The sequence below is a fragment of the Streptomyces abikoensis genome (assembly GCF_014648775.1).
In the GTDB taxonomy this organism is placed as follows: Bacteria; Actinomycetota; Actinomycetes; order Streptomycetales; family Streptomycetaceae; genus Streptomyces; species Streptomyces abikoensis.
The window spans coordinates 718,365-739,296 of the sequence record NZ_BMRT01000001.1 but is presented as its reverse complement, the minus strand read 5'-3'; the positions used below and the strand labels follow the sequence as shown (position 1 = coordinate 739,296).

General features: G+C 74.2%; 22 protein-coding genes. 11 read left to right on the top strand and 11 right to left on the bottom strand.

Going from position 1 to position 20,932, the window contains the following annotated elements; translation table 11 throughout:
• Nucleotides 1-132: 132 nt before the first annotated feature.
• On the bottom strand, nucleotides 133-450 hold the full coding sequence (locus tag IE096_RS03220) for a hypothetical protein (protein ID WP_189448138.1): 318 nt from the start codon (nucleotides 448-450) through the stop codon (nucleotides 133-135).
• A gap of 190 nt (nucleotides 451-640) precedes the next feature.
• On the opposite strand from IE096_RS03220, the gene IE096_RS03215 reads away from it, so the two are divergent.
• Nucleotides 641-3,313, top strand: a complete 2,673-nt coding sequence (locus IE096_RS03215) for a SpoIIE family protein phosphatase (RefSeq protein ID WP_373297995.1) — start codon at nucleotides 641-643, stop codon at nucleotides 3,311-3,313.
• A 3-nt stretch (nucleotides 3,314-3,316) separates the two neighbouring features.
• On the opposite strand, the gene IE096_RS03210 is transcribed toward IE096_RS03215, so the two are convergent.
• Together IE096_RS03210 and IE096_RS03205 are read right to left on the bottom strand one after the other, a co-directional pair.
• On the bottom strand, nucleotides 3,317-4,177 hold the full coding sequence (locus IE096_RS03210; RefSeq protein ID WP_189448136.1) for a TauD/TfdA dioxygenase family protein: 861 nt from the start codon (nucleotides 4,175-4,177) through the stop codon (nucleotides 3,317-3,319).
• A 38-nt stretch (nucleotides 4,178-4,215) separates the two neighbouring features.
• On the bottom strand, nucleotides 4,216-5,211 hold the full coding sequence (locus IE096_RS03205) for an L-tyrosine/L-tryptophan isonitrile synthase family protein (RefSeq protein WP_189448134.1): 996 nt from the start codon (nucleotides 5,209-5,211) through the stop codon (nucleotides 4,216-4,218).
• Nucleotides 5,212-5,310: 99 nt separating this feature from the next.
• Between IE096_RS03205 and IE096_RS03200 the strand changes: the two genes are divergently transcribed.
• Nucleotides 5,311-6,279: a LysR family transcriptional regulator gene (locus IE096_RS03200; RefSeq protein ID WP_189448132.1), complete on the top strand. Its 969-nt coding sequence runs from the start codon at nucleotides 5,311-5,313 to the stop codon at nucleotides 6,277-6,279.
• Nucleotides 6,280-6,386: 107 nt separating this feature from the next.
• On the opposite strand, the gene IE096_RS03195 is transcribed toward IE096_RS03200, so the two are convergent.
• Nucleotides 6,387-7,238, bottom strand: a complete 852-nt coding sequence (locus tag IE096_RS03195) for an alpha/beta hydrolase (protein WP_229819880.1) — start codon at nucleotides 7,236-7,238, stop codon at nucleotides 6,387-6,389.
• Between the two features lie 169 nt (nucleotides 7,239-7,407).
• On the opposite strand from IE096_RS03195, the gene IE096_RS03190 reads away from it, so the two are divergent.
• Both IE096_RS03190 and IE096_RS03185 read left to right on the top strand, forming a co-directional pair.
• Nucleotides 7,408-7,968 (top strand): NADPH-dependent FMN reductase, encoded by a 561-nt coding sequence (locus IE096_RS03190; protein WP_189448130.1) that lies wholly within the window; start codon nucleotides 7,408-7,410, stop codon nucleotides 7,966-7,968.
• Between the two features lie 300 nt (nucleotides 7,969-8,268).
• Entirely contained in the window at nucleotides 8,269-9,099 is an 831-nt protein-coding gene (locus IE096_RS03185) for a hypothetical protein (RefSeq protein ID WP_189448128.1), read from the top strand.
• A 33-nt stretch (nucleotides 9,100-9,132) separates the two neighbouring features.
• On the opposite strand, the gene IE096_RS03180 is transcribed toward IE096_RS03185, so the two are convergent.
• Nucleotides 9,133-9,495: a helix-turn-helix domain-containing protein gene (locus tag IE096_RS03180; RefSeq protein ID WP_189448126.1), complete on the bottom strand. Its 363-nt coding sequence runs from the start codon at nucleotides 9,493-9,495 to the stop codon at nucleotides 9,133-9,135.
• 440 nt (nucleotides 9,496-9,935) lie between these two features.
• Here IE096_RS03180 and IE096_RS03175 point away from each other — a divergent pair, with 440 nt between their 5' ends.
• From IE096_RS03175 to IE096_RS03165, 3 genes are all read left to right on the top strand, one after another.
• The gene (locus IE096_RS03175) at nucleotides 9,936-10,589 is read left to right on the top strand and encodes a DUF4360 domain-containing protein (RefSeq protein ID WP_189448124.1); all 654 of its coding nucleotides are present in this window, start codon (nucleotides 9,936-9,938) and stop codon (nucleotides 10,587-10,589) included.
• Between the two features lie 240 nt (nucleotides 10,590-10,829).
• The gene (locus IE096_RS03170) at nucleotides 10,830-11,417 is read left to right on the top strand and encodes an ATP-binding protein (protein ID WP_189448122.1); all 588 of its coding nucleotides are present in this window, start codon (nucleotides 10,830-10,832) and stop codon (nucleotides 11,415-11,417) included.
• Between the two features lie 162 nt (nucleotides 11,418-11,579).
• Nucleotides 11,580-13,688, top strand: a complete 2,109-nt coding sequence (locus IE096_RS03165) for a SpoIIE family protein phosphatase (protein WP_189448120.1) — start codon at nucleotides 11,580-11,582, stop codon at nucleotides 13,686-13,688.
• On the opposite strand, the gene IE096_RS03160 is transcribed toward IE096_RS03165, so the two are convergent.
• The 3 genes from IE096_RS03160 to IE096_RS03150 all read right to left on the bottom strand — a co-directional run bounded on the left by IE096_RS03160 (nucleotide 13,660) and on the right by IE096_RS03150 (nucleotide 15,139).
• Complete coding sequence (locus IE096_RS03160; RefSeq protein ID WP_189448118.1) at nucleotides 13,660-14,145, bottom strand: DUF2267 domain-containing protein; 486 nt, start codon at nucleotides 14,143-14,145, stop codon at nucleotides 13,660-13,662. The two genes, IE096_RS03165 and IE096_RS03160, sit on opposite strands and share 29 nt — an antisense overlap.
• A gap of 69 nt (nucleotides 14,146-14,214) precedes the next feature.
• Nucleotides 14,215-14,610 (bottom strand): DUF2267 domain-containing protein, encoded by a 396-nt coding sequence (locus IE096_RS03155; protein WP_189448116.1) that lies wholly within the window; start codon nucleotides 14,608-14,610, stop codon nucleotides 14,215-14,217.
• 97 nt (nucleotides 14,611-14,707) lie between these two features.
• Nucleotides 14,708-15,139 (bottom strand): Hsp20/alpha crystallin family protein, encoded by a 432-nt coding sequence (locus IE096_RS03150; protein WP_189448114.1) that lies wholly within the window; start codon nucleotides 15,137-15,139, stop codon nucleotides 14,708-14,710.
• A gap of 126 nt (nucleotides 15,140-15,265) precedes the next feature.
• On the opposite strand from IE096_RS03150, the gene IE096_RS03145 reads away from it, so the two are divergent.
• Entirely contained in the window at nucleotides 15,266-15,898 is a 633-nt protein-coding gene (locus tag IE096_RS03145) for a type III effector protein (protein ID WP_189448112.1), read from the top strand.
• Between the two features lie 82 nt (nucleotides 15,899-15,980).
• On the top strand, nucleotides 15,981-16,397 hold the full coding sequence (gene panD, locus IE096_RS03140) for an aspartate 1-decarboxylase (RefSeq protein WP_189448110.1): 417 nt from the start codon (nucleotides 15,981-15,983) through the stop codon (nucleotides 16,395-16,397).
• Nucleotides 16,398-16,406: 9 nt separating this feature from the next.
• On the opposite strand, the gene IE096_RS03135 is transcribed toward panD, so the two are convergent.
• Together IE096_RS03135 and IE096_RS03130 are read right to left on the bottom strand one after the other, a co-directional pair.
• Nucleotides 16,407-17,180, bottom strand: coding sequence for an alpha/beta hydrolase (locus IE096_RS03135; protein WP_229819879.1), 774 nt, complete (start codon nucleotides 17,178-17,180; stop codon nucleotides 16,407-16,409).
• Complete coding sequence (locus tag IE096_RS03130; RefSeq protein ID WP_189448109.1) at nucleotides 17,177-17,626, bottom strand: helix-turn-helix domain-containing protein; 450 nt, start codon at nucleotides 17,624-17,626, stop codon at nucleotides 17,177-17,179. The genes IE096_RS03135 and IE096_RS03130 overlap by 4 nt, the downstream gene beginning before the upstream one ends.
• A 267-nt stretch (nucleotides 17,627-17,893) precedes the next feature.
• Between IE096_RS03130 and IE096_RS03125 the strand changes: the two genes are divergently transcribed.
• Complete coding sequence (locus IE096_RS03125) at nucleotides 17,894-18,910, top strand: ParB/RepB/Spo0J family partition protein (RefSeq protein ID WP_189448107.1); 1,017 nt, start codon at nucleotides 17,894-17,896, stop codon at nucleotides 18,908-18,910.
• Between the two features lie 10 nt (nucleotides 18,911-18,920).
• The gene (locus IE096_RS03120) at nucleotides 18,921-19,823 is read left to right on the top strand and encodes an AfsR/SARP family transcriptional regulator (protein WP_189448104.1); all 903 of its coding nucleotides are present in this window, start codon (nucleotides 18,921-18,923) and stop codon (nucleotides 19,821-19,823) included.
• 184 nt (nucleotides 19,824-20,007) lie between these two features.
• On the opposite strand, the gene rbsK is transcribed toward IE096_RS03120, so the two are convergent.
• Nucleotides 20,008-20,922, bottom strand: coding sequence for a ribokinase (rbsK, locus tag IE096_RS03115; RefSeq protein WP_189448102.1), 915 nt, complete (start codon nucleotides 20,920-20,922; stop codon nucleotides 20,008-20,010).
• Between the last annotated feature and the right edge of the window lie 10 nt (nucleotides 20,923-20,932).

Below are 20,932 nucleotides of genomic sequence, written 5' to 3'. Positions count from 1 at the left end.
GCCCGGCCCGGACGGCGCACCGCCATCCGGCCGTACGCACGCCACACCGCCCCGACCGGTACCTGCCGGTCGGGGCGGTTTTTCATGCCGTTTCCACGACGGCTTCCACGTCGGCTTCTACGCGGCGTCGGCTCAGCGCGGGTTGAAGATCACGCTCTGGAAGCCGACGCCCTGCGGCGCCTGCTGCCCCGGGGCGATCCGGGTCGCGTCCCCCTTGCACTTCTTCTTGGAGTAGACGACGAGCGGCGACTTCGTCTCGTTCCGGGCGGCGCGGGCCTCCTGGCCCATGTCGTAGCACTTGTTGTCCGGCGGGTTCTGGATGGAGTAGGCCTTCCCCTTGGGGCCCACCCAGAGGAACTGGCCGTTCGCGGCGAACGCCGTGCTGCCGGGCAGCGCGACGGCGAGGAGGAGGCCGGCGAGAGCGGCCACTGCGGTGCGGATGAGGCGCATCACGGATCCTTGGTCTCGATTGCGGGACAGGAGGGCGATTGGGCCCAATACGGTCAACGACGCTCGGCGCTTCCCGACACGCGCCGGGGCGCGCCGGACCGCCTCCGGACCGGCCGGTACGTGGCCGGTGGGCGCCCGGCGTGGCCGCGTACCGTTCGCGCGGCGGGGGGCGGCAGGGTAGACATGGGGTATGGCCCGAAGCCAGGGCCGCTCCTGGAGGCCCTCGGGCCGCTGGTTCGCCGTGGCGAGCACCCGCAGCGTCGCCGGACAGATGTTCGTGCTGCAGGTGCTGATCGTCGTGCTGCTCGTCGTGGCCGCGGCGGTCACCCTGCTGCTCCAGGCGCGGAGTGACAGATTCCAGGCGGCGCGCGACCGCTCGCTCGCCGCCGCCGAGGCATTCGCCCACGGCCCCGGCATGGTGGCCACGCTGCGCGGCCCCGACCCGGCCGCCGTGCTCCAGCCGCTGGCCGAGGACGCCCGCCGCAAGGGCGGGGTCGACTTCATCGTGGTGATGAACCGGCAGGGCATCCGCTACTCCCACCCCGACCCCCGGCTCATCGGCAAGAAGTTCGTCGGCACCATCGGGCCTTCGCTGCAGGGCCACACCACCGTGGAGGAGGTCAACGGTCCCCTGGGGGAGGAGCTTCAGGTCGTCGTCCCCGTGACCGACCGCGGCCATGTCGTGGGCATGGTCTCGTCCGGGATGAAGGTCAGCGGCGTGAGCAGCGCCGCCGACCGGCTGCTGCCCGTGGTGCTGATCGCCGGTGCCATCGCGCTGCTGCTGGCCACGGGCGGCACCTGGCTGGTCAGCAGACGGCTGGGGCGCCAGACCCATGGCCTGGGCCCGGCCGAGATGACCCGGATGTACGAGCACCACGACGCCGTGCTGCACGCCGTGCGCGAGGGCGTGGTCATCGTCGGCGGCGACGGCCGGGTCATGCTCGCCAACGACGAGGCCCGCCGCCTCCTCGGCCTGCCCGAGGACGTCGAGGGCCGGGCCGTCGACGGCCTCGGCCTCGACCCCCGGATGGCGGAACTGCTGGTCTCCCGCCGGGTCGCCTCCGATGAGGTGATCCCCGTCGGGGAGCGGATGCTGGCCGTCAACAACCGGCCCACCGACCGCGGGGGCGGCCCGCCCGGCAGCGTGGCCACGCTGCGTGACTCCACGGAGCTGCGCGCGCTCGCCGGCAAGGCCGAGGTCGCCCGTGAGCGGCTGCGGCTGCTCTACGACGCGAGCGTGGCCGTCGGCACGACCCTGGACGTGCGGACCACCGCGGACGAGCTCACCCGGGTGGCCTCCCCGCGCTTCTCCGACTACGCCACCGTCGATCTCGCCGAGCCCGTCCTCCACGGCGAGGAGCCCCGCCCCTCGACGGCCGGCGCCCCGGAGCTGCGCCGGGTCGCGATCAGCGGCGTCCGGGACGACCACCCCCTGTACGGGGCGGGCGAGGTCCACCGGTTCGCGGCGCCCACCCCGCAGGCCCAGGGCTTCATGAGCGGGCACCCCGTGCTCGTGGCGGACCTCTCGGAATCCGTGGGCTGGCGCACCCAGGACCCCGCGCGGACCCAGCAGATCCTGGACTACGGCTTCCACTCGCTGATCACCGTGCCGCTGAAGGCGCGCGGCGTGCTGATGGGCATCGTGAACTTCTGGCGCGCCGAGGGCAGCGAGCCCTTCGAGGAGGAGGACCTGTCCCTGGCCGAGGAGCTGGCCGCCCGTGCGGCCGTGTGCATCGACAACGCCCGCCGCTTCACCCGCGAGCACGCCATGGCCGTCACCCTTCAGCACAGCCTGCTGCCGCGCGGCGTCCCCGAGCAGGGCGCCCTCGACATCGCCTACCGCTATCTGCCCGCCCAGGCCGGCGTGGGCGGCGACTGGTTCGACGTCATCCCGCTGCCCGGCGCGCGGGTGGCCCTCGTCGTGGGCGACGTGGTCGGCCACGGCCTCCACGCCGCCGCCACCATGGGGCGGCTGCGCACGGCCGTGCAGAACTTCTCCTCCCTCGACCTGCCCCCGGACGAGCTGCTCGGGCACCTCGACGAGCTGGTCGCCCGCATCGACCAGGAGGCGGCGGAGGCCGGCGGGGAGGCGGCGATCGCGGGTGCCACCTGCCTGTACGCCATCTACGACCCCACCTCCGGCACGTGCTCCCTGGCCCGCGCGGGGCACCCCCTGCCGGCCGTGGTCGGCCCCGAGGGCGACGTCACCTTCCCCGAGCTCCCCGCCGGGCCGCCGCTCGGGGTGGGCGGCATGCCCTTCGAGGCCATGGAGCTGACCCTGTCCGAGGGCAGCAGCCTGGTGCTCTACACCGACGGCCTCGTCGAGGACCGCCGCCGCGACTTCGACGCCGGCCTGACCATCCTCGCCCACACCCTGGCCCGGCCCGGCCGCACGCCCCAGCAGACCTGCGAGGCCGTCCTGGAGGCGCTGCTGCCCGCCGAGCAGACCGACGACATCGCCCTCCTCGCCGCGCGCACCCGGATCCTGGAGCCCGGGCAGTCGGCCGAGTGGGAGCTGCCCGCCGACCCGGCCGTCGTGGGCCGCGCCCGCTCCGACGTCACCCGGCAACTGGAGGAGTGGGGACTGGAGGAGGCGCTGTTCACCACGGAGCTGATCCTCAGCGAGCTGATCACCAACGCCATCCGGCACGCCTCCGGCCCCATCCGGGTACGGCTGCTGCGCGAGCGGGCCCTGATCTGCGAGGTGTCCGACACCAGCAGCACGGCCCCGCACCTGCGGTACGCGGCGGCGGAGGACGAGGGCGGCCGCGGCCTGTTCCTCGTCGCCCAGCTCGCCGAGCGCTGGGGCACCCGCTACACCCCCGAGGGCAAGGTCATCTGGGCCGAACTGCCGCTGGCCTGAGCACTACCCGTGGACCAGCGCCGTGTTCTCCAGCGGCGGGGTGCCGAGCACGTGGACGCGCCGCAGATGGCGCGGCGAGCGGCTGGTGAAGGCCTCCCGGCCGTGCAGCAGCGTGTAGTTGTCGGCGACGACCACGTCCCCGTCCCGCCAGGCGTGCGCGTACAGGTGGCGCGGGTCGTGGAGGGCCGCCTGCAGCGTGCGGTGGAACTCGGGCAGGAGCTCCCCGGGCACGCCGGTGAACTCCAGGTCCGGGTGGTTGAGGAAGACCTCGCCCGCCGGGACCGGCTCGTTGTAGCGGATCACCGCACGGCCGCCGGGGCGCGTGGTGACGACCGGCGAGACGCACTCGCCCGCGTACTCCGCGGCCGCCCGGCGGTAGCGGCCGGTGACCCGCTCCCACAGCTCCCGGTGCTCCGGGGCGGCGTCGCGGAGCACGGCCTCGGTCTGCGAGAACGTGGTCCGGCCGCCGTCGCCCTCGCCGGGCGCGGAGACGCACTGGAAGATCTGGAACTCGGCGATCTGCTCGCGGTACATGCCGTCCCAGTGCAGCGGTACGTACCGGTGGTCGAAGATGTGGTCGTCGGGCTCGTCGTGCTCGACGAGCTCCAGTACGGGCCCGTAGGGCCACATGCCGATCTCGCCCCAGCGGGCGCTCCACCCGGTGAGCGCCCCGGCGTCGTCGAAGGCGGTGAACCCGCGCAGCAGCACCAGATGGTGACGGAGCGCCAGCTCACGCAGCCCGGCTATCGGCAGGTCCGTGACATCGGCGCCGGGCGAGGCGGCGTCGACGCGGACGCCGAACGGCTCCAGCGCGGTGACGGGGTGACCGGAGAGGCGGTCGGTGGCGGGAGGGGTGCTGGTCATGACGGGCCCTTCGGGGGATGCGGGGGTGGGGTGCCCGGTCAGGCGGCGGAGGCCGCGGGGGCGGGCGCGGCGGCGGTGACGGGCGCGGGCTGCGCGTAGTGGCTCGGGCGGCCGTCCACCAGGACCGGCTCGGCGCCCCGCTCCTCGGCCTCGCTCCGCTTGACCAGGACGTACCGGCCGCCGCCGGTGTCCAGCGCCACGCTGTGCCAGGGCGTCAGCCAGTTGTCCGGGGTGTCCACGAGGTGGATGCCGAGCTTCTCCGCGCCGCAGGGCTGCGGGTGGATGGACAGCCGCACGGCTCCGGGGAACCGCTCGGCGAGCAGGTCGCCCCACGCCTTGCTGCGCTGCATCACGGTGTACGCGCGGTTGCGGGCGTCGCGCTGGAGGGCGGCCCTGCTGCCGGTGCGGCCGGGGGTGTCGGCGTCCTCGAACAGGAAGCGCGTCATGGCCCGGTAGAGCGCGACCTCCTCGCCCGCCCGCACCCGCTCCCGGAGTGAGTCGAGGGGCTCGGCGTACCGCTCGGCGAGGAGCTCCCGCATCCGGTCGTGGCCGAGCCCGGCGAACTCGGGGACGTCCTCCAGGTTGAACAGGCCGATGCCGCTCGGCTCCGGCAGCGCGTCGATGAGCTGCTGCATCTCCCGCTGGTAGCCGGTGATGTGGGCGTCCGGGATGCCGACCGCGTCACTGAAGACCCGGCCGTCGGAGCAGATGAGGATCTCGGCCCCCGGCGCGTACACCGCGCGGATCCGCGCGGTCAGCCCGGCGAGGAAGCCCAGCGCCAGCCGCTCCGCCATGTCGGGCAGCGTCCCGAGCACCTTGGCGGTGTTGGGGGACTTGCCGGGAAAGGCCGGCAGCACGAACCGCACCGGCTCGCCGGCCTCGACGTACCGGGTGACGCGGGCGAGATGGGCGTCCCGGCAGTCGGCGCAGGGGGTCCGCGCGCAACCGCCCGTCCGCTGCCCCTTGCGCTGATGACGCAGGACCAGCTCCATGACTCGGCGCGCGATGAGCGCGTCGTCGCCCCTGTCGGCCATCGGTGTCCTCCCGGAATCCCGTTCGATGCTGTGCGGCGTCACCATCCTGACAAGAACTAGAACTTTCAAGTAATCGCATTCGTCCATAGGATGCGGGTTATGGATCTCGAAGTGCGCCACCTCAAGGTGGTATGCGCGATAGCCGACGCCGGCAGCATCACCCGCGCGGCCGCCGCGCTCGGTGTCTCCCAGCCCTCCCTCACCGCCCAGATCCGGCGGATCGAACGGGTCCTGGGCGGCGCCCTGTTCGCGCGGTCCCGGCACGGTGCCGCGCCCACCGCGCTGGGCGAGTTCGTGCTGGCCAGGGCGCGTTCGGTGCTGCCGTCCATCGAGGCGATCCAGCGCGAGTCCGCGCTGCACGCCGGCTCCACCGAGGGTCGCCGGCCCCTGCGGTACGTGGCCACGCCCGGCCCGCTCGCGGTGGGTCTGGTGCGCGAGCTCCAGGAGCTCTTCCCCGGCGCCCTGCCCACCCTGCGCACCGAGCCCAACCTCGCCACCGCCGCCGACCTCGTCGTCAGCGGCCAGCAGGACCTGGCGGCCGTGGCCGAGTACGTCCGGCCGTCCTCCGAGCTCCCGCCGGGCCTGGGCTCGACGACCGTCGCCACCGAACCGGCCTTCGTCCTGCTGCCCCAGGTCCACCCCCTGGCCGCCCGGCCGGAGCTGCGGCTGGCGGAGCTGGCCGAAGCGGAGTGGACCCTTCCGGCCAGTCAGGGCAACGGCCTGTTCGACTCCTTCACCGCCGCCTGCGCCCGCGCGGGCTTCACCCCGAAGGTCCGGCACGACGCCGAGGCCGGGGCGGCCCGCGAACTCATCGCCGACGGCCAGGCGGTGGGCCTGGGCCAGGCCACCTTCCGCGCCACGCCGGGCATCGTCCCGCGCCCCCTGGCGGGCACCCCGCTGCGGATCCGCCACCTGCTGCTGTGGCACCGGCAGGGCGCGCTCAGCGCGCACGCCCCCGCCATCGCCGCCCGCGCCGACCGCGTCTACGCCACCGCCGTGCGCCGCAGCCCCCACTACCTCGACTGGCTGGCCGAGAACCCGCCGCTGGGGGAGGAGCGGCCGCACTGACGGCGCCCGGGCCGCCCGCCGACCGGGCGTGGCGGCGCGCTGTCACAGGGTCGCGCGGGCGGTCCGGTGGCACACGGCCGCGGCCGTCGCTCGGTGCCGCACGGCCCCTATCGCGCCGGCTCCGCCAGCCCCGCCAGTGCCGCGAGGACCTCCGGCCAGGCGGCCGAGCGCGGGTCGATCAGCGCGAAGTGCTCCACGCCCGGCAGTTCGACCAGCGACACCGGATCCCCCAGTCGCCGGGCCCGGGCGGTGAACGTCCGGCTCATCGCCACCGGAATCTGTTCGTCCGCCGTGCCGTGCACCAGCGTCACCCGCACCCCGGTGGGCAGCAGCCACCCCGGATCGGCGGCGGCGTAACGTTCCGGTACGCCCTCGGGCGTCCCGCCGAGCAGGGCCCGGGCCGCCCCCTCGTCGAGGTCCCACAGCGCCGCCAGGGTCGGCGAGGCGCAGCCCGCCAGGCAGAGCACGGCTGCCTCCGGGCGTGCGGCGTACCACGGCGAATCCCGCGGCAACCGGTGCCGCGACGCCGCCCACAGCGCGAGATGGCCGCCCGCCGAGTGCCCGACCCAGACCTGCCGGCGCGGATCCGCGCCGAGGCGCGCGGCCAGCCCGGCCGTCGCGTCCGCCACCGCCGCGATGTCGTCGAACGTGCCCGGCCAGCCCCCGCCGGGCGTCCCGGTGCGCCGGTACTCGGCCGCGGCGACCGCGTACCCCGCCGCGGCCAGGGCGTTGGCCATGGGACGGACGTGCCGGCGGTCGTACGCGGCACGCCAGAAGCCGCCGTGGACGATCAGGACCAGCGGAGCGCCGTCCCGGGGCGCGGGCCACAGATCGACGACCTGGTCCCGGTGGGTGCCGTAGGCCAGGGTGCGATACGGGCGGGGGGCCTGCCGGGAGAGCACCTCCCGGCTCATGGCGCGCCCCGGCTCACGGCGCATCCGCCGGACCGTCCCATTCATGGAACTTCACCGCATTCCTCCCGGTCGTCGCGGCCGTTGCGGAGCAGGTCACGGCCCATCCGAGGCGGGCCGCGGCCGTGCGGGTGCTACGTTCCCTGGTTGACAGATCCTCAGTACGTCACGCCGTCGTCCAGGCGGCGTTTTTGTCACTTCAGGAGAACTTGTTTACATGACCGCCATCACCACCGAACCCGTCCGCGTCCTCGCGATATCCGGAAGCACCCGTACCGCCTCCGTCAACGCCGCCATCCTGCGCGCGGCCGGCGAACTGGCGGGCGCCGAGGTGAAGCTGGAGCTGTGGGACGGCCTCGCCGCCGTCGAGCCCTTCAACGAGGACGACGAGGCCGCGCCGGGCGCCGGTGTGCGGGCCATGCGCGAGGCCATGCTCGCCGCCGACGCGCTGCTGTTCGCCACCCCCGAGTACAACTCCTCCCTGCCCGGCCAGCTGAAGAACGCCCTCGACTGGGCCTCCCGCCCCTACCGGGCCAGCGCGCTCCACGGCAAGACCGCCGCCGTCATCGGCGCCAGCCCCAGCGGCTACGGTGCCAAGTTCGCCCAGGCCGAGCTGCGCAAGGTGCTGACCGCCTGCGGCAGCGACGTCGTCGGCGACGAGCTGTGCGTGGCCAAGGCCCACACCGTCCTCGGCGAGGACGGCCTGCCCGTCGACGAGGAGCTGCGCGCCGCCCTGACCGCCCTGGTCGCGGCCGTCGTCGCCAAGGTCCGCGGCTGACCCTCCGGTCGGCCGGACGCCGCCGGGCCGGGCACCCGCTCCGGCCCCGGCCCGACGGCGTCCGCCGGGCCGGAATGGCGTGAATCGTTCGGTCGCCCCCAGAGGTTGACCGGATCATCGCACGCCGTAACGGGCGTGGTGGGAACATCATCGGGTCGTCGCGGTGCGCGCTGAGTGAAAGCTGTCGAGCCGAGTGGGGCAAGCGCTCGGTCCGGCGCCGCCGCCCGTGCTTCTCGGCGCAGGTGTGCAGGTGTCACGAAGGCGCGGCCGCCCCCTCGAGTTCGAAGACCGGGAGCCGATGTGGCACTGGACCAGGCGTCCGTCATCTCCGAGTGGGTCCTGCCCGCCGCCGTCTGCGCGCCCGTCACCTGGATCTGCCTGGTCTTCCGCTTCCGGGACGACGGCAGGCTGCTGGGGACGGCGCGCTCCTCGGCGCTGGCGCTGTGCGTCGTGCTGTGGACCTCCGGAATGGCCGCCCTGGCCAGCGGAGTCCTGCTGCCGCTGACCCCCAGCGTGCCCCCGATGGCCGTGGGCGTCGCCACCGGCTGGGGCGTGAGCCCCCGGGGCCGGGGCGGCGAGCGCAACGGCGGCGGCCCCGCCATGGCCGTCCTCACCCTCGGCAACTCCCTGCTGCTCCACCAACTGGCGTTGCGCCTGCGGGCGGACCGGGCCGACTGGTGCGAGCGGATGGCCGAGGGCTTCCGGGACTGCTGGCACCTCGACTACTACGCCGACGACATCAGGTCCCACCTGCTGCTGCGGGTCGACGTCCAGGGCCGTACGAGCCGGGCCCGGGCGCTGGCCAAACGCGAGATCAACGAGCGGCACAAGGAGGTGCGGGCGGCGGCACAGAAATGGATCACCGTGGAGACGAAGGTCAAGAAGGCCGCCCGGCTTCAGGGCCGGCTGCCCGAGCCCGATGAGATCCGCCAGGTCAAGCGGGCGTTCGGGGAGGCCGAGCAGTATCTGCGGCATCTGCTGGAGCTCGCGCACGCCCACGGCAAGCGCAGCGACGGGGTGAAGATCCTCGGCATCAAGGAGCGCTATCTGGTCCCCCCGGGCGTGGGCGAGGCCCTGGGCGGCGGGCCCGGCGCGGCGGACACGGATCCGCAGGGCGTCTCCCGGCGCTGATGCCTCGATCGCGCCGATGTCTCGGCCGTCGTGTCAGCGATGCCGCGAGCGGGTGGCCAGGGGAGAGACAGGGGCCGTCTCCAGACGGCCGGAAGCGGCGGTGTCGTCCGCCGGGTGGTGCGTGGGGGCGCCGGAGGCGTCCCGGAAGGTGATCTCGACGGTGGCATCGAGGGATTCGGCCACGGCGGCCAGCGAGCGGAGGGTGAGGTTCTCGTCGCCCGAGAGGATCTGGCTGACCCGGCCCGGGGAGACGCCGAGCTGCTCGGCCAGCTCCTTGCGGGTCATGTCCCGTTCGGCGAGGAGGCCGGCCAGCGAGGCCGTCGTCTGCCGGGCGAGCCGGGCTCCCGCCGGCGCCGCGCCGTGTCCGCCTTCGTGACCGCTCCTGCGCCAGGCCATGTCGTCCCCCCACCAGCTGTCTTCCGGGCGTCCCTTGGGTGCAGCATGCCACCTTTAGCCCTGACTAAAAGACCAGTCTGGCGCAAAGGCCCGCGCACGACAACCGGGCGGGGCCGGTTCCCGCCCGGTGACCAGGGGATACGTGGTTGACGACAACTTTCGGCCAGATCCGGGGAATTCACCCCGGCGGAGGTGTCGCGGGGGGCGTCGCCGGGCGCGGGCGGAGAGTCTGGTCAACCCCCTTCCCGCCGCCTACGATGCGAACGCTCCCGGTCCTACGGGCCCCGGAAGAGGGCGTGGATTGTCATGTGCATGGCTTTTTTGGGTCGTGTCGCGAGTGTCGCGACCCGCACCGCCGCCCGCCCTCCCGGCCGTCCGGCACACGAGTCACCGGCACATGAGTCAGTCGTCACTCCCGCCGCCCAACCGATTGGAGCGCCATGCCCACCGGCCTTCTCACCGCGGGTGCCATCGCGACCCTGCTCGCGGCCCCGCTGTCCACGCACAACCCCTCCGTCATCACCAACCCGCCGCCGGACAAGATCGTGATCGAGGTCGCCACGGTCAACGGATCGGGATGTCCGGCCGGGACCGCCGCCGTCGCGGTCTCGCCCGACAACACCGCCTTCACCGTGACCTACAGCGACTACCTCGCCCAGGTGGGCGTCGGCTCCAAGCCCACCGACTTCCGCAAGAACTGCCAGCTCAACCTGAACGTCCACGTCCCCCAGGGCTTCACCTACGCGATCGCCGCCGCCGACTACCGCGGCTACGCCAAGCTGGAGCCCGGCGCCTCGGGCACCGAGAAGGCGTCGTACTACTTCCAGGGCTCGCCCGTCACCACCCCGAGCAGCCACACCTTCAAGGGCTCCTACGAGGACAACTGGCAGGCCACCGACTCCGTGCCCATCGCCGCGCTGGTCTGGGCGCCCTGCGGCGAGCTGCGGAACTTCAACATCAACACCGAGCTGCGGGTCAACGCGGGCACCTCCGACCCCACCAAGACCACCAGCTTCATGACCATGGACTCCACGGACGGCAGTCTCAAGACCATCTACCACCTGGCGTGGAAGGAGTGCCCGGCCAGATCCTGACGGGACGCCCCGCCGGGTCCCGTGCCACGCGGGCCCCGGCGGCCGACCTGCCCGAGGCGTCGTGTTCTCGCTCACATCGACTTTGCACCCCGGAAACCCCTCCCGACCTGGGGTTATCGCACTCCGTGCGACAGTGGTGACCCAAAGGGTATAGACCTGTGGCGGAAACGGGGCGAATGTTGGGGGAATCCCTCGCCCGGCGCCCTCGCGCCCCCTCGAACGCCCCAGAGCCAGAGCCAGATGCCTGCATTCCGACGCGACACCCTGAGTCCCTCGCATACGGCCGACGCCATTCCCAGTGCCCACGAGCCGATCGCCGCGTGGACGACCCGCCCCTGGGGAGTCCTCGGCGAGCGGGGCCACGGCACCCCCTGGTGCGTGCACAGCCCGCCGGCCCTCGGGGCGGCCCGCCGGACGCGCCCGGGCCCGCCGCCCTCCAGCGCGGTCTCGCTGCCCGCCTCGCCCCGCTCCGTCGCGGCCGCCCGCCGCTTCTCCCGGGGCCTGCTGGCCGAATGGGGCCTCGACGAGCTCGCCGACGACGCCGTCCTGCTCCTCTCGGAGCTGGTCACCAACGCCATCGTGCACGTGCCCGGGGGCGCCGGAGAGGTCCGGCTCGCCCTCAGCCGCACCCCCGCCCAGCTGGTCGTGCAGGTCACCGACGGCGGCGGCCGGCTGCCGCTGTGTGCCGAGGCCGGCCCGGACAGCGAGAACGGGCGCGGCATGTGGCTCGTCGAGCAGCTGGCCGCCGAGTGGGGCCATCACACCTCCGGCGGCGGCAAGACGATCTGGTTCACCCTCCCGCTGCCCGGAGCCGCGCCCCTCCGCTGACCTCCGGCCGCGTGGCCGTGGGCTGCGCGGTGGGCGGGTTCGGGGAGAACATGGAAGACGCTGCGGCGTGACGGCGAGACGTAGGAGGACCGGGACAGGGGCCGGGCGCACACCCGGGCGAGGCCGCCGCACCACCCCGAGCGGGCGGAAGGAGGACCTCGGATGGGTACGACCGACGCGTTCCGGCCGGACCCGGGCCGGGCCAGGGGCACCCCCTACGCGCCCGGCAGCCTGCTGGACGTGCTGAGCGTCGCCGCGGTGGTCCTCGACCAGGACGGCCGGATCGTCCTGTGGAGCCCGCAGGCGGAGGAGCTCTTCGGCTGGACCGCCGCCGAGGCCCTCGGGCGGTACGCCGCCCAGCTCCTGGTCGACAAGGAGAACCTCGACGAGGTCCTGCACCTGTTCGCCAAGGTCGTGGGCGGCGGCGGAAGCTGGGCCGGGGTCTTCCCCGCCCGGCACAAGGACGGCACCACCCGGCTCCTCGAATTCCGCAACATGCGGCTGGAGGACAAGGACGGCCGCGTCTACGCCCTCGGCATGGCCACCGACCAGGAGATCCTGCGGGACGTCGAACGGGACCTGGCCCTGTCGCTGCGGCTCGTGGCCCAGTCCCCGATCGGGCTCGCGATCCTCGACACCGGGCTCCGGTACGTCATGGTCAACCCGGCCCTGGAACGCATCCACGGCATGCCCGCCCGGGCCTACGTGGGCCGGCACGTGCGCGAGGCGCTGCCCTTCCTGTCCGCCCACGAGATCGACGCGGTGGAACGGGCCATGCGCCGGGTCCTCGCGACCGGCGTCCCCCTGGTGGACCACTTCACCGTGGGGCCCACCGCCGACGCCGCCGCCGGGGAGCGGGCCCGGCTCGTCTCCTGCTACCGGCTGGAGGACCCCGCCGGCCGCCCGATGGGGCTGGCCACCTCGGACGTCGACATCACCGACCGGCACCGGACGGCCACCGAGGCCCGCCGCAGACTGGCCCTGATCGCCGACGCGTCCGTGCTCATCGGCACCACGCTCGACCTCGACCAGACCGCCCGGGAACTGGCCGGGGTCGTCGTTCCCGACCTGGCCGACGTGGCGGCCGTCGACATCCTCGACACCGCCCTCCACGGCCACGTCACCCCGCCGGACGAACGGGCCGCCGTCTTCCGGGCCCTCGCCGTCGCCTCGGCCGGCGGGAACGGCGGCGAGGGCCCGGTCACCGGCGCCATCACCGACGCCGTACGGGCCGCCGACCCGCCCGGGGAGATCGCCAAGTACGACCCCGACCGCCTGGTCGCCCGGTGCGTGAACACCGCCCGCCCCGTCCGGCTGACCCGCGTGGCCCCCGCGGACCTGTCCCGGATCGCCCGCGACGCCCCGTCCGCCGAGCTCCTCGGCCGCGCCGGGCTCCACTCCTACCTGGTCGTACCGCTGATCGCCCGGGGCGAGGTGCTCGGCGCCCTGGACCTCAAGCGGATCACCAACCCCGAGCCCTTCGGCGAGGACGACGTCGTCCTCGCCGGCGAGCTCGCCGCCCGCGCGGCCGTCTGCATCGACAACGCCCGCTGGTACCAGCGCGAACGCGCCACCGTCCTCACCCTCCAGCGGAACCTGCTGCCCCAGCGGCCCCAGAACCTCGTCGGCCTGGAGGTCGCCTACCGCTACCAGCCCGCCGGGGCGGCCGTCCAGGTCGGCGGCGACTGGTTCGACGTCATCCCGCAGGAGGGCGACCGCAGCGCCCTCGTCGTGGGGGACGTCATGGGCAGCGGCATCAACGCCGCCGCGGCCATGGGCCAGCTGCGCACCGCCGCCCGCACCCTCTCCGGCCTCGGCCTCGACCCCGGCCGGGTGCTCCACCACCTCGACCGCACCGCCAGTGGTCTCGACCAGACCATCGCCACCTGCGTCTACGCCGTCTACGACCACCAGGAGGCGTGCTGCCGCGTCGCCAACGCCGGCCATCTGCCCCCGGTCCTGATGCGGCCCGGCCTCCGGCCCGTCCTGCTGGACCTGCCCACGGGCGCGCCGCTGGGCGTGGGCGGCGTCCCCTTCGAGAGCGTCGGCGTGGAGCTCGCCCCCGGCGACCAGCTCGTCCTCTACACCGACGGGCTGGTGGAGACCCGCGACGAGGCCATCGACACCCGCCTCGCGGTCCTCGTCGACCTCCTCGACCGGCACCGGCTCGACCTGGAGGCCATGTGCGACCTGCTGCTCACCGAGCTCCGCGAGGACAACGACCAGGACGACGTCGCCCTGCTCATCGCCCGGGTCCGGGGCCCGTCGTAGCGAGGTCCGTCCGGCCGTGCGGCCGGGGCAGTTCGGCGCGGCCGAACAGCAGGGCGTAGCCGCTGGGGAGCCGGTGGAGGATGCGGGTGATCAGATCGGAGCCGGCATGGGCGGCGACGGCGGAGAAGACGGAGCCGGTGTCCCAGCGGGTGGTGGCCAGGGAGGCGCCGGTGCGGGCGGCGAGGTCCTTGACGAAGGCCCAGCCGGTCAGCGGCCGGGTGTCGGGGATCTGCGTGGTCAGCACGCGTGCGGCTTCCAGGGGCAGGCAGCCGGCCAGCTCGACGCGTTCGTCGCCGGTCAGCTGACGTCCCAGCCCGGCGAGGACCAGGCGGACGGCTTCGTCGGCCCGCTCGCGGGTGGGGTAGGCGCCTTGGTAGCGGACCTTCTCCAGCATCTGCTCGTACGCCGTCCCGTACGGCCGCTGGTGCTCAAGCGGTACGCGCGCGTCGGAGATCACTGCGGTGCATGCCTTTCGTGGTCCAGGGGCGGGGAGGGCGGTGCCGGGGTGCGGCACCACCCGTCGTGGTCAGGTGGGCCGGGGGCGGCCGAAGAGGAGGTCGTAGCCGGCGGGGAGCTGGAGGAGGATCTGGCCCAGCAGGTCCTCGCCGGCCGCGTCGGCGACGGTGGACAGCACGGCGCTGACGTCCCAGGCCGCGGTCTGCTCGGTGGCGCCCTCGATCCACGCGGCGGTCGCGCGGACGAACCGTTCGGGGGACAGCGGCTCGGCGCTCTGCAGCGGGTTGAGCAGGATCAGGGCGAACGTCTCGGGCAGGCGCGCCGCCAACTGGGCGCGGACGTCGCCGACCAGGTGCGCGCCGAGGAGCGCGAGCACCACACGGGCCGCGCGCTCGGCTTCCTCCAGGGTGTTGTACTCGCCGCGTTCCCTCACGTGGTCGAGGAACGCTTCGCGTCGCAGGGTCATCAGCCGCCACCCCTTCTCGCTCGGGTTGCGAAGGGGGGTGCGGGGAGCGGGTCGAGGGGAGGACAGGTGCCCGCTCTCCGCACCCGTCCGGCCGGTGTCAGCCGGAGATCTCCTTGTGGCCGGATCCGACGCCGATGGAGACCTTGCGGGGCTTGGCGCGCTCGGCGATCGGGATGCGCAGGGTGAGCACGCCCGCGTCGTAGTCGGCCTTGATGTGCTCGGTGTCGAGGGTGTCGGCGAGCACGATCTGCCGGGAGAAGGCACCCAGCGGCCGCTCGGACAGCTCCATCTGCACGTCGTCGGCCTTCGCCACCGGTCGCCGCTCGGCCTTGACGGTGAGCATGTTCCGCTCGACGTCGATGTCGATCGCGTCCGCGGTGACGCCGGGGAGGTCGAAGGCCACCACGTACTCGTCGCCTTCGCGGTACGCGTCCATCGGCATGGCCGACGGGCGGGACCACGTGCCCGTGCCCATCAGCTGCTGCGCCAGCCGGTCCAGCTCACGGAAGGGGTCAGTGCGCATCAACATGGTGAAACACCTCCAGTGGGTTCGGGCAGTTGCTGCCAATGCGCCTCACTGACTCCGTTGTAACATGTCATCCAATGGATGACAAACATGATGTCGTCCACATGATGACAACTGCGGGAGGTGCTCGTGACCACAGCCGACCAGCCGTCCACGACCAGCGCGCATGCCCACGGCCCGGCGTCGTTCCTCGCCGCTGCGGCCGCCCTGCGCGCCATAGACGACGCCCTGCGCGACGCCCGGCGAGAGCCCCCGGACACGCCCGGAGGCACGGGCCCCGGGCCGGAGCAGGCGCTGGCCTCCCTGATGCTGCTGCGCCAGGTGCGCGAGCAGCTCGCCGGGTGGGAGACGGGGCTGATCGAGACCGCCCGGGACGCGGGAGCCAGCTGGGCCGATCTCGCCCATCCGCTCGGCGTCGCCAGCCGTCAGGCCGCCGAACGCCGCTACCTGCGCGGCCGCCCCGGCCCCGCGGGCACCACCGGCGAACAGCGCGTGACGGCCACCCGCCAGGCCCGGGCCGCCGAGCGCACCACCGCCATCTGGGCCCGCGCCAACGCCGCCGACCTGCGCCGCCTCGCCGGCCAGATCACCGCCCTCACCGACCTTCCGCCGGCCGCCCGGGGCCCGCTCGGCGAGCTCCACGCGGCCCTCGCCCATGACGACCCCGCCGACCTCATCGCCCCCCTGGCCGCCGCCCGCGTCCACCTGGCCGCCGCCCACCCCGATCTCACCGCCCGGATCGACACCCTCACACCCCCCTGAACCGCGAGGGCCCTGTAAACTGGCGATACAGCCCTTGACCTGCAAAAACGCAGGCAGGGAGCCTACTTTCGGGAGTACCTCGATGTATCGCACCATGATGAAGTCGAAGATCCATCGCGCCACCGTCACCCAGGCCGACCTCCACTACGTGGGTTCGGTGACCATCGACGGCGATCTGATGGAAGCCGCCGACCTGCTGCCCGGCGAGAAGGTCGACATCGTCGACATCGACAACGGCGCCCGCCTGTCGACCTACGTCATCGAGGGCCCGCGCGGCTCCGGCGTGCTCGGCATCAACGGCGCGGCGGCCCGGCTCATCAGCCCCGGCGACCTCGTCATCATCATCGCCTACGGCACCATGGACGACGCCGAGGCCCGCGCCTTCCAGCCGCGCGTCGTCTTCGTCGACGAGCGGAACCGGGCCGTCGACCTGGGCAGCGACCCGGCCGCCGTCCCCGAGGGGTCGGGGCTCTCCCGGGGGGACCGGGTCGCGGTCTGAGGGCCGCCCCTACGCCCTGCCGGCGGCCCGGGCGATCGCCCGGGCCGTGATCCGGCCGGCCGCCAGTACGCCGGGGTCCTCGCTCGGGCGGCAGCGGCCCGCCGCCGGGTCGTACTCCGTCATGATCACGCCCGCGTGGTCCGTCGCCGGCTCCTCCAGGAACACCGGCCGCTCGCGCGCGGCCAGGGCGTCCCGCAGATCCCGCGAGCGCCCGGCGGGGATCAGGGTGTCTGCCGTGCCGTGCACCAGGGTGACCGGTACGGCGGACGTCTCCGGGACGCCGGTCGGGCCGGTCAGGTCGGTCAGCGGGACCGTGCCCGTCGTCCGGTTCGGGAGGTCATAACGCGAGGCGATGCTCACCACGGCCGCCGGGCGCCGGCCACCGACGACGTCCGGCCGCAGCGCGACACCCACCGCGGCCGACCCGCCGGCCGACCAGCCCGCCAGCACGAACCGCTCCGGATCGCCCCCGAGCCCCGCCGCCCGCGCGCGGGCGAACTCCAGCGACGCCAGCAACTGCGCCCGGCCGCCGTCCGGCTCGTCGGAACGCCAGTCCGGTACGAGGACGAGCACCCCCTCGCGCGCGACCGCCTCGGCCAACGGCCGCATGACGTCCCGCTCGTCGGGCCCGACACCGTGCCAGAGCAGCACGACGGGCGGTGGGGCCGTACCCCGAGGGCCGGCGCCCGGCGCGGGGCGGTGGACGTCGATGAGCTTGCCGTGCGGCATGGCGACGGTCTCGACCGTCTCGGCGCTCGTGCCGGGGCGGGTGGTGGCGGTCACGGTGCCTCTCGTGGCGGGGTGGCGCGGTTCGTCGGGAGGCCCTCCAACTCGCGTACGCGCTCGATCACTTCGTTGATGGAGTGGAGGCTCTCCGCCGACAGCCCGGCCGCGCGGAGCGCGACCCGCTGGACCTGCGGTTCGCGCAGCGCCACCAGCAGGCCCAGGTCGGCGTTGACCGTCTCCGTCACCTGGTCGTCGAAGAAATAGGCCGGGGGTACGCCGAAGAACTTCGCCAGCGCCTCCACGTGTCGCAGCGTCGGATTGCTGCGCTGCCCCTTCCGCAACAGCCAGATGTAGCTGCCGGAAATCGACACACCCCCGGCGGTGATCGCACGCGCCACTTCCTCCGTGGTGTACGGCTCCCGGCCGTCCGGCACCACCGTGCGGAAGAGGTGGTTGAGCTTGTCCGCCAGTGTCCGCGCGGCCCTGGCTTCGGAATCGTTCATGATCGCACCTCCCTCCCGCGGTCAATCTAGCTTACGGGCCGATACGCACGGTCAAGTGCCGAGCCGTGCACGGTCATGTGCCCCGGCGCATAACACGGTTGACAGCGAGCGCGCTCGCTGCCTAGCGTCCTCGGTGTCGGCGGATCGACTGGTGTTGGACGGCCCGGCAGGGCGGTCGGTCACCAGTTGGCGGGGGCGGGGCCTGGGGCCCCGTACCCACCGGGCGCGATCCGTCGTCGGCCGGAGAGTTCTTCTGGAGGGGGTTTCGTGACGGTTTCAAGGCCGGAACAGCGGCACACCGTCGTGCTCCCCCTCACGTCCCTGCTGCCCGCGGCGTCACCGCGGCTGGCGGGGGAGGACCCCCGCCACGTCCAGGCCATCGCCCGGCTGGACAGCCCCTTGCCGCCCATCGTCGTCCACCGCGCCACCCTGCGGGTCGTCGACGGAATGCACCGGCTGCGAGCCGCTCGTCTACGGGGGGATGAGCGGATCGCGGTCCGGTTCTTCGAGGGCAGCGAGGAGGACGCGTTCGTCCACGCTGTCCGGGCGAACACCCGGCCGGGTGGCCTTCCCCTCACCCGGGCGGACCGGTCGGCCGCCGCCGAGCGCATCATCCGGAGCCATCCGCACTGGTCGGACCGGCTGATCGCGTCGGCGGCGGGCCTGGCCGCCAGCACGGTGGCCTCCCTGCGCCGCCGCGCCGGCCACCCCGCCGCCCCCACCACGACCCGCACCGGCCGCGACGGCCGCGTCCGCCCGCTCAACGCGGCGGACGGCCGGCGCCGCGCCGGAGCGCTCATCGCCGCCCGGCCCGAGGCCAGCCTCCGCGAGATCGCCCACGACGCCGGCATCGCCGTCGGCACCGCGCGCGACGTCCGGCTGCGGCTGGCGCTCGGGCAGGACCCGGTGCCCAAGAAACTGCGGGACGCGGAGCGGCGGGACACGGGGGCCGTCCCCTCCATGGGGGCTGTCCCTTCCGTGGGGGCTGTCCCTTCCATGGGAGATGGCGCGTCGGCCGTCGTCGCGCCGGTCGCCGCCCCCTCCCCGGCGGGTGACGGTTCGTCCTCCTTGTCCAGGCTCCGCACGGACCCCTCGCTCCGGCTCACCGAAGGCGGCCGCATCCTGCTGCGCCTGCTCAACGCCCACGCCATGGGCGGCGACCGCTGGCGCCGGCTCCTCGACGCCGTGCCCGCCCACCGGCGGCAGACCGTGGCCCAGGCCGCCCGGCACTGCGCAGCCTCCTGGCTGCGCTTCGCCAGCGAACTCGAGCGCCAGGCCGGGTGACGGCACGGTGATGAGCGCTGTCACGGCGACCGGTACGGCGACCCCCGCGGGGGCACAGGGCGGGTTTCCCGGCGCCGCCGCCGCGCCTGTCACCCTCGCCCTGCTGGGGCCCGTCGCCGCCGGCGTCGGCGGGCGGTCCGTGGCCGTCGACGGGCGCAGACAGCGCGTCGTGCTGTCCCTGCTCGCGCTCGCCCGGGGGCGGGTGGTCTCCGTCCGCACCCTCGCCGACGCGATCTGGGGCGAACGGACGCCCCTGTCCGCGCGCCCTCAGATCGCCCTGTGCGTCCGTGCGTTGCGCGCGGCGTTCCGGGGCGCCGGGCACGGGGAGCCGCTGATCGTCGGTGCGGCCTCGGGCTACCGGCTGTGCGTCGAGCAGGTCGGTGTCGACGTGCTCGACTTCGACGCGCTGGTCGACGCGGCGGCCTGCTCGGCCGCCGCCGGGCCCGGTGGTGTCGAGGAGGCCGGTGAGCTGTACCGGCGTGCCCTCGGACTGTGGCGCGGGCCGGCGCTGGACGGGGTGGGCGGGCGCGTCACCGAGGGCGAGGCCGCCCGGCTCCACGCGCGCCGCGCGGCGGCCGCGCGGGCGCTGCTCGATGTGGGGGAGACGCTGCTGGCGGACGGGCTCTTCGACGAGGCGGAGGGGGCGTTCGCGGACGCCTTGAGTGCCGGTGAGGCGCTCGACGATCTGTCGCTGATCGGTGAGGGGGCGCTGGCGCTCGGCCGGTTGTGCCGGATGCTGCGCCGGACGGGAAGGGCCGGGCGGTCTCTCGCGGCGGCTCGCGTCGCGTTCCTGCGGGTGGGGGACGCCGGGGGCATGGGCAGGGTCTCGGCGGAGATCGTGGCGCTGGCGGAGTGCGTGGCGGAGGCGCCGGGTGCGGTCGATCTGGTGCCGCGTCAGGGGCGGCGGGCCTAGCCCTGTCACCACGGCGCCCCGTTAGGGGCGCGGGGCCGTGACACCGTGCGGCTCCGCCGCGTGGGCACGACAGGCCACGACGTGGCCGCGGATTGCCCGGACCCCCGGGGTGGCGTGTCGGCTGCGGGCCGTCGTCGGCCGATCGCGCAGTTCCCCGCGCCCCTTACGGGGCACCGCACGATCCCTACGCCAGCTCCTCCGCCGTCGGGTACGACGGTTGTGCGCCCGGGCGCGTCACCGATGCCGCGCCGACCCTGACCGCGAAGCGGGCCGCCTCCTCCAGGGTCGCTCCCCGGGCCAGGCGCAGGGCCAGGGCGCCGGTGAAGGCGTCGCCCGCGCCCGTTGTATCGATCACCTCAACGGGAACGCCCGGGATCCGGAGGGGTTCCGCTGCCTCCGTGTCCAGGATCAGCGCTCCTTCGCCGCCCAGGGTGATCACCACTGAACGGGCGCCCCGCTCTCGCAACGCGTGCGCCCGGTCGGTCGGGGTGCCGGCGGGCAGGCCCGAGAGGAGCGCGGCCTCGTGCTCGTTGACCACCAGGGGGTCGGCCGCTGTCAGGAGGTCCGTGTCCAGGGATTCCGGGGTCGGGGAAGGGTTGAGGACGACCCTCGTGCCCGACGCGGTCGCGGTTTCCACCGCTGCCCTCACCGTCTCCGTGGCGATCTCCAGTTGGAGCGAGACCACCGCCGAGGCGGCCACCACCTCCCGCGCCGCCCGTACGTCGGCGGGGGAGAGGCGGGCGTTGGCGCCGGGGGAGACCACGATCGTGTTGTCCCCGTCCGGCCCCACGACGATCATCGCGGTGCCCGTCCGGGCTCCCTTCTCCACCAGGACGTGCCGCAGTTCCGTGCCCGCCGCGTGCTGGGCCTCCAGCAGCAGTCGCCCGAACGGGTCGTCGCCCACCCGGGCCAGCAGTGCCGTGCGGGCGCCGAGTCTGGCGGCCGCCGCGGCCTGGTTGGCGCCCTTGCCGCCCGCGGACTCGACCAGGTCGGTGCCCAGCACCGTCTCGCCCGGGCCCGGGCGGCGGGCCACACGGACGGTCAGGTCCGCGTTGGCCGAGCCGATCACCAGGACGTCGTAGCCGTACCTGTCGCTCATCTCGTCACCG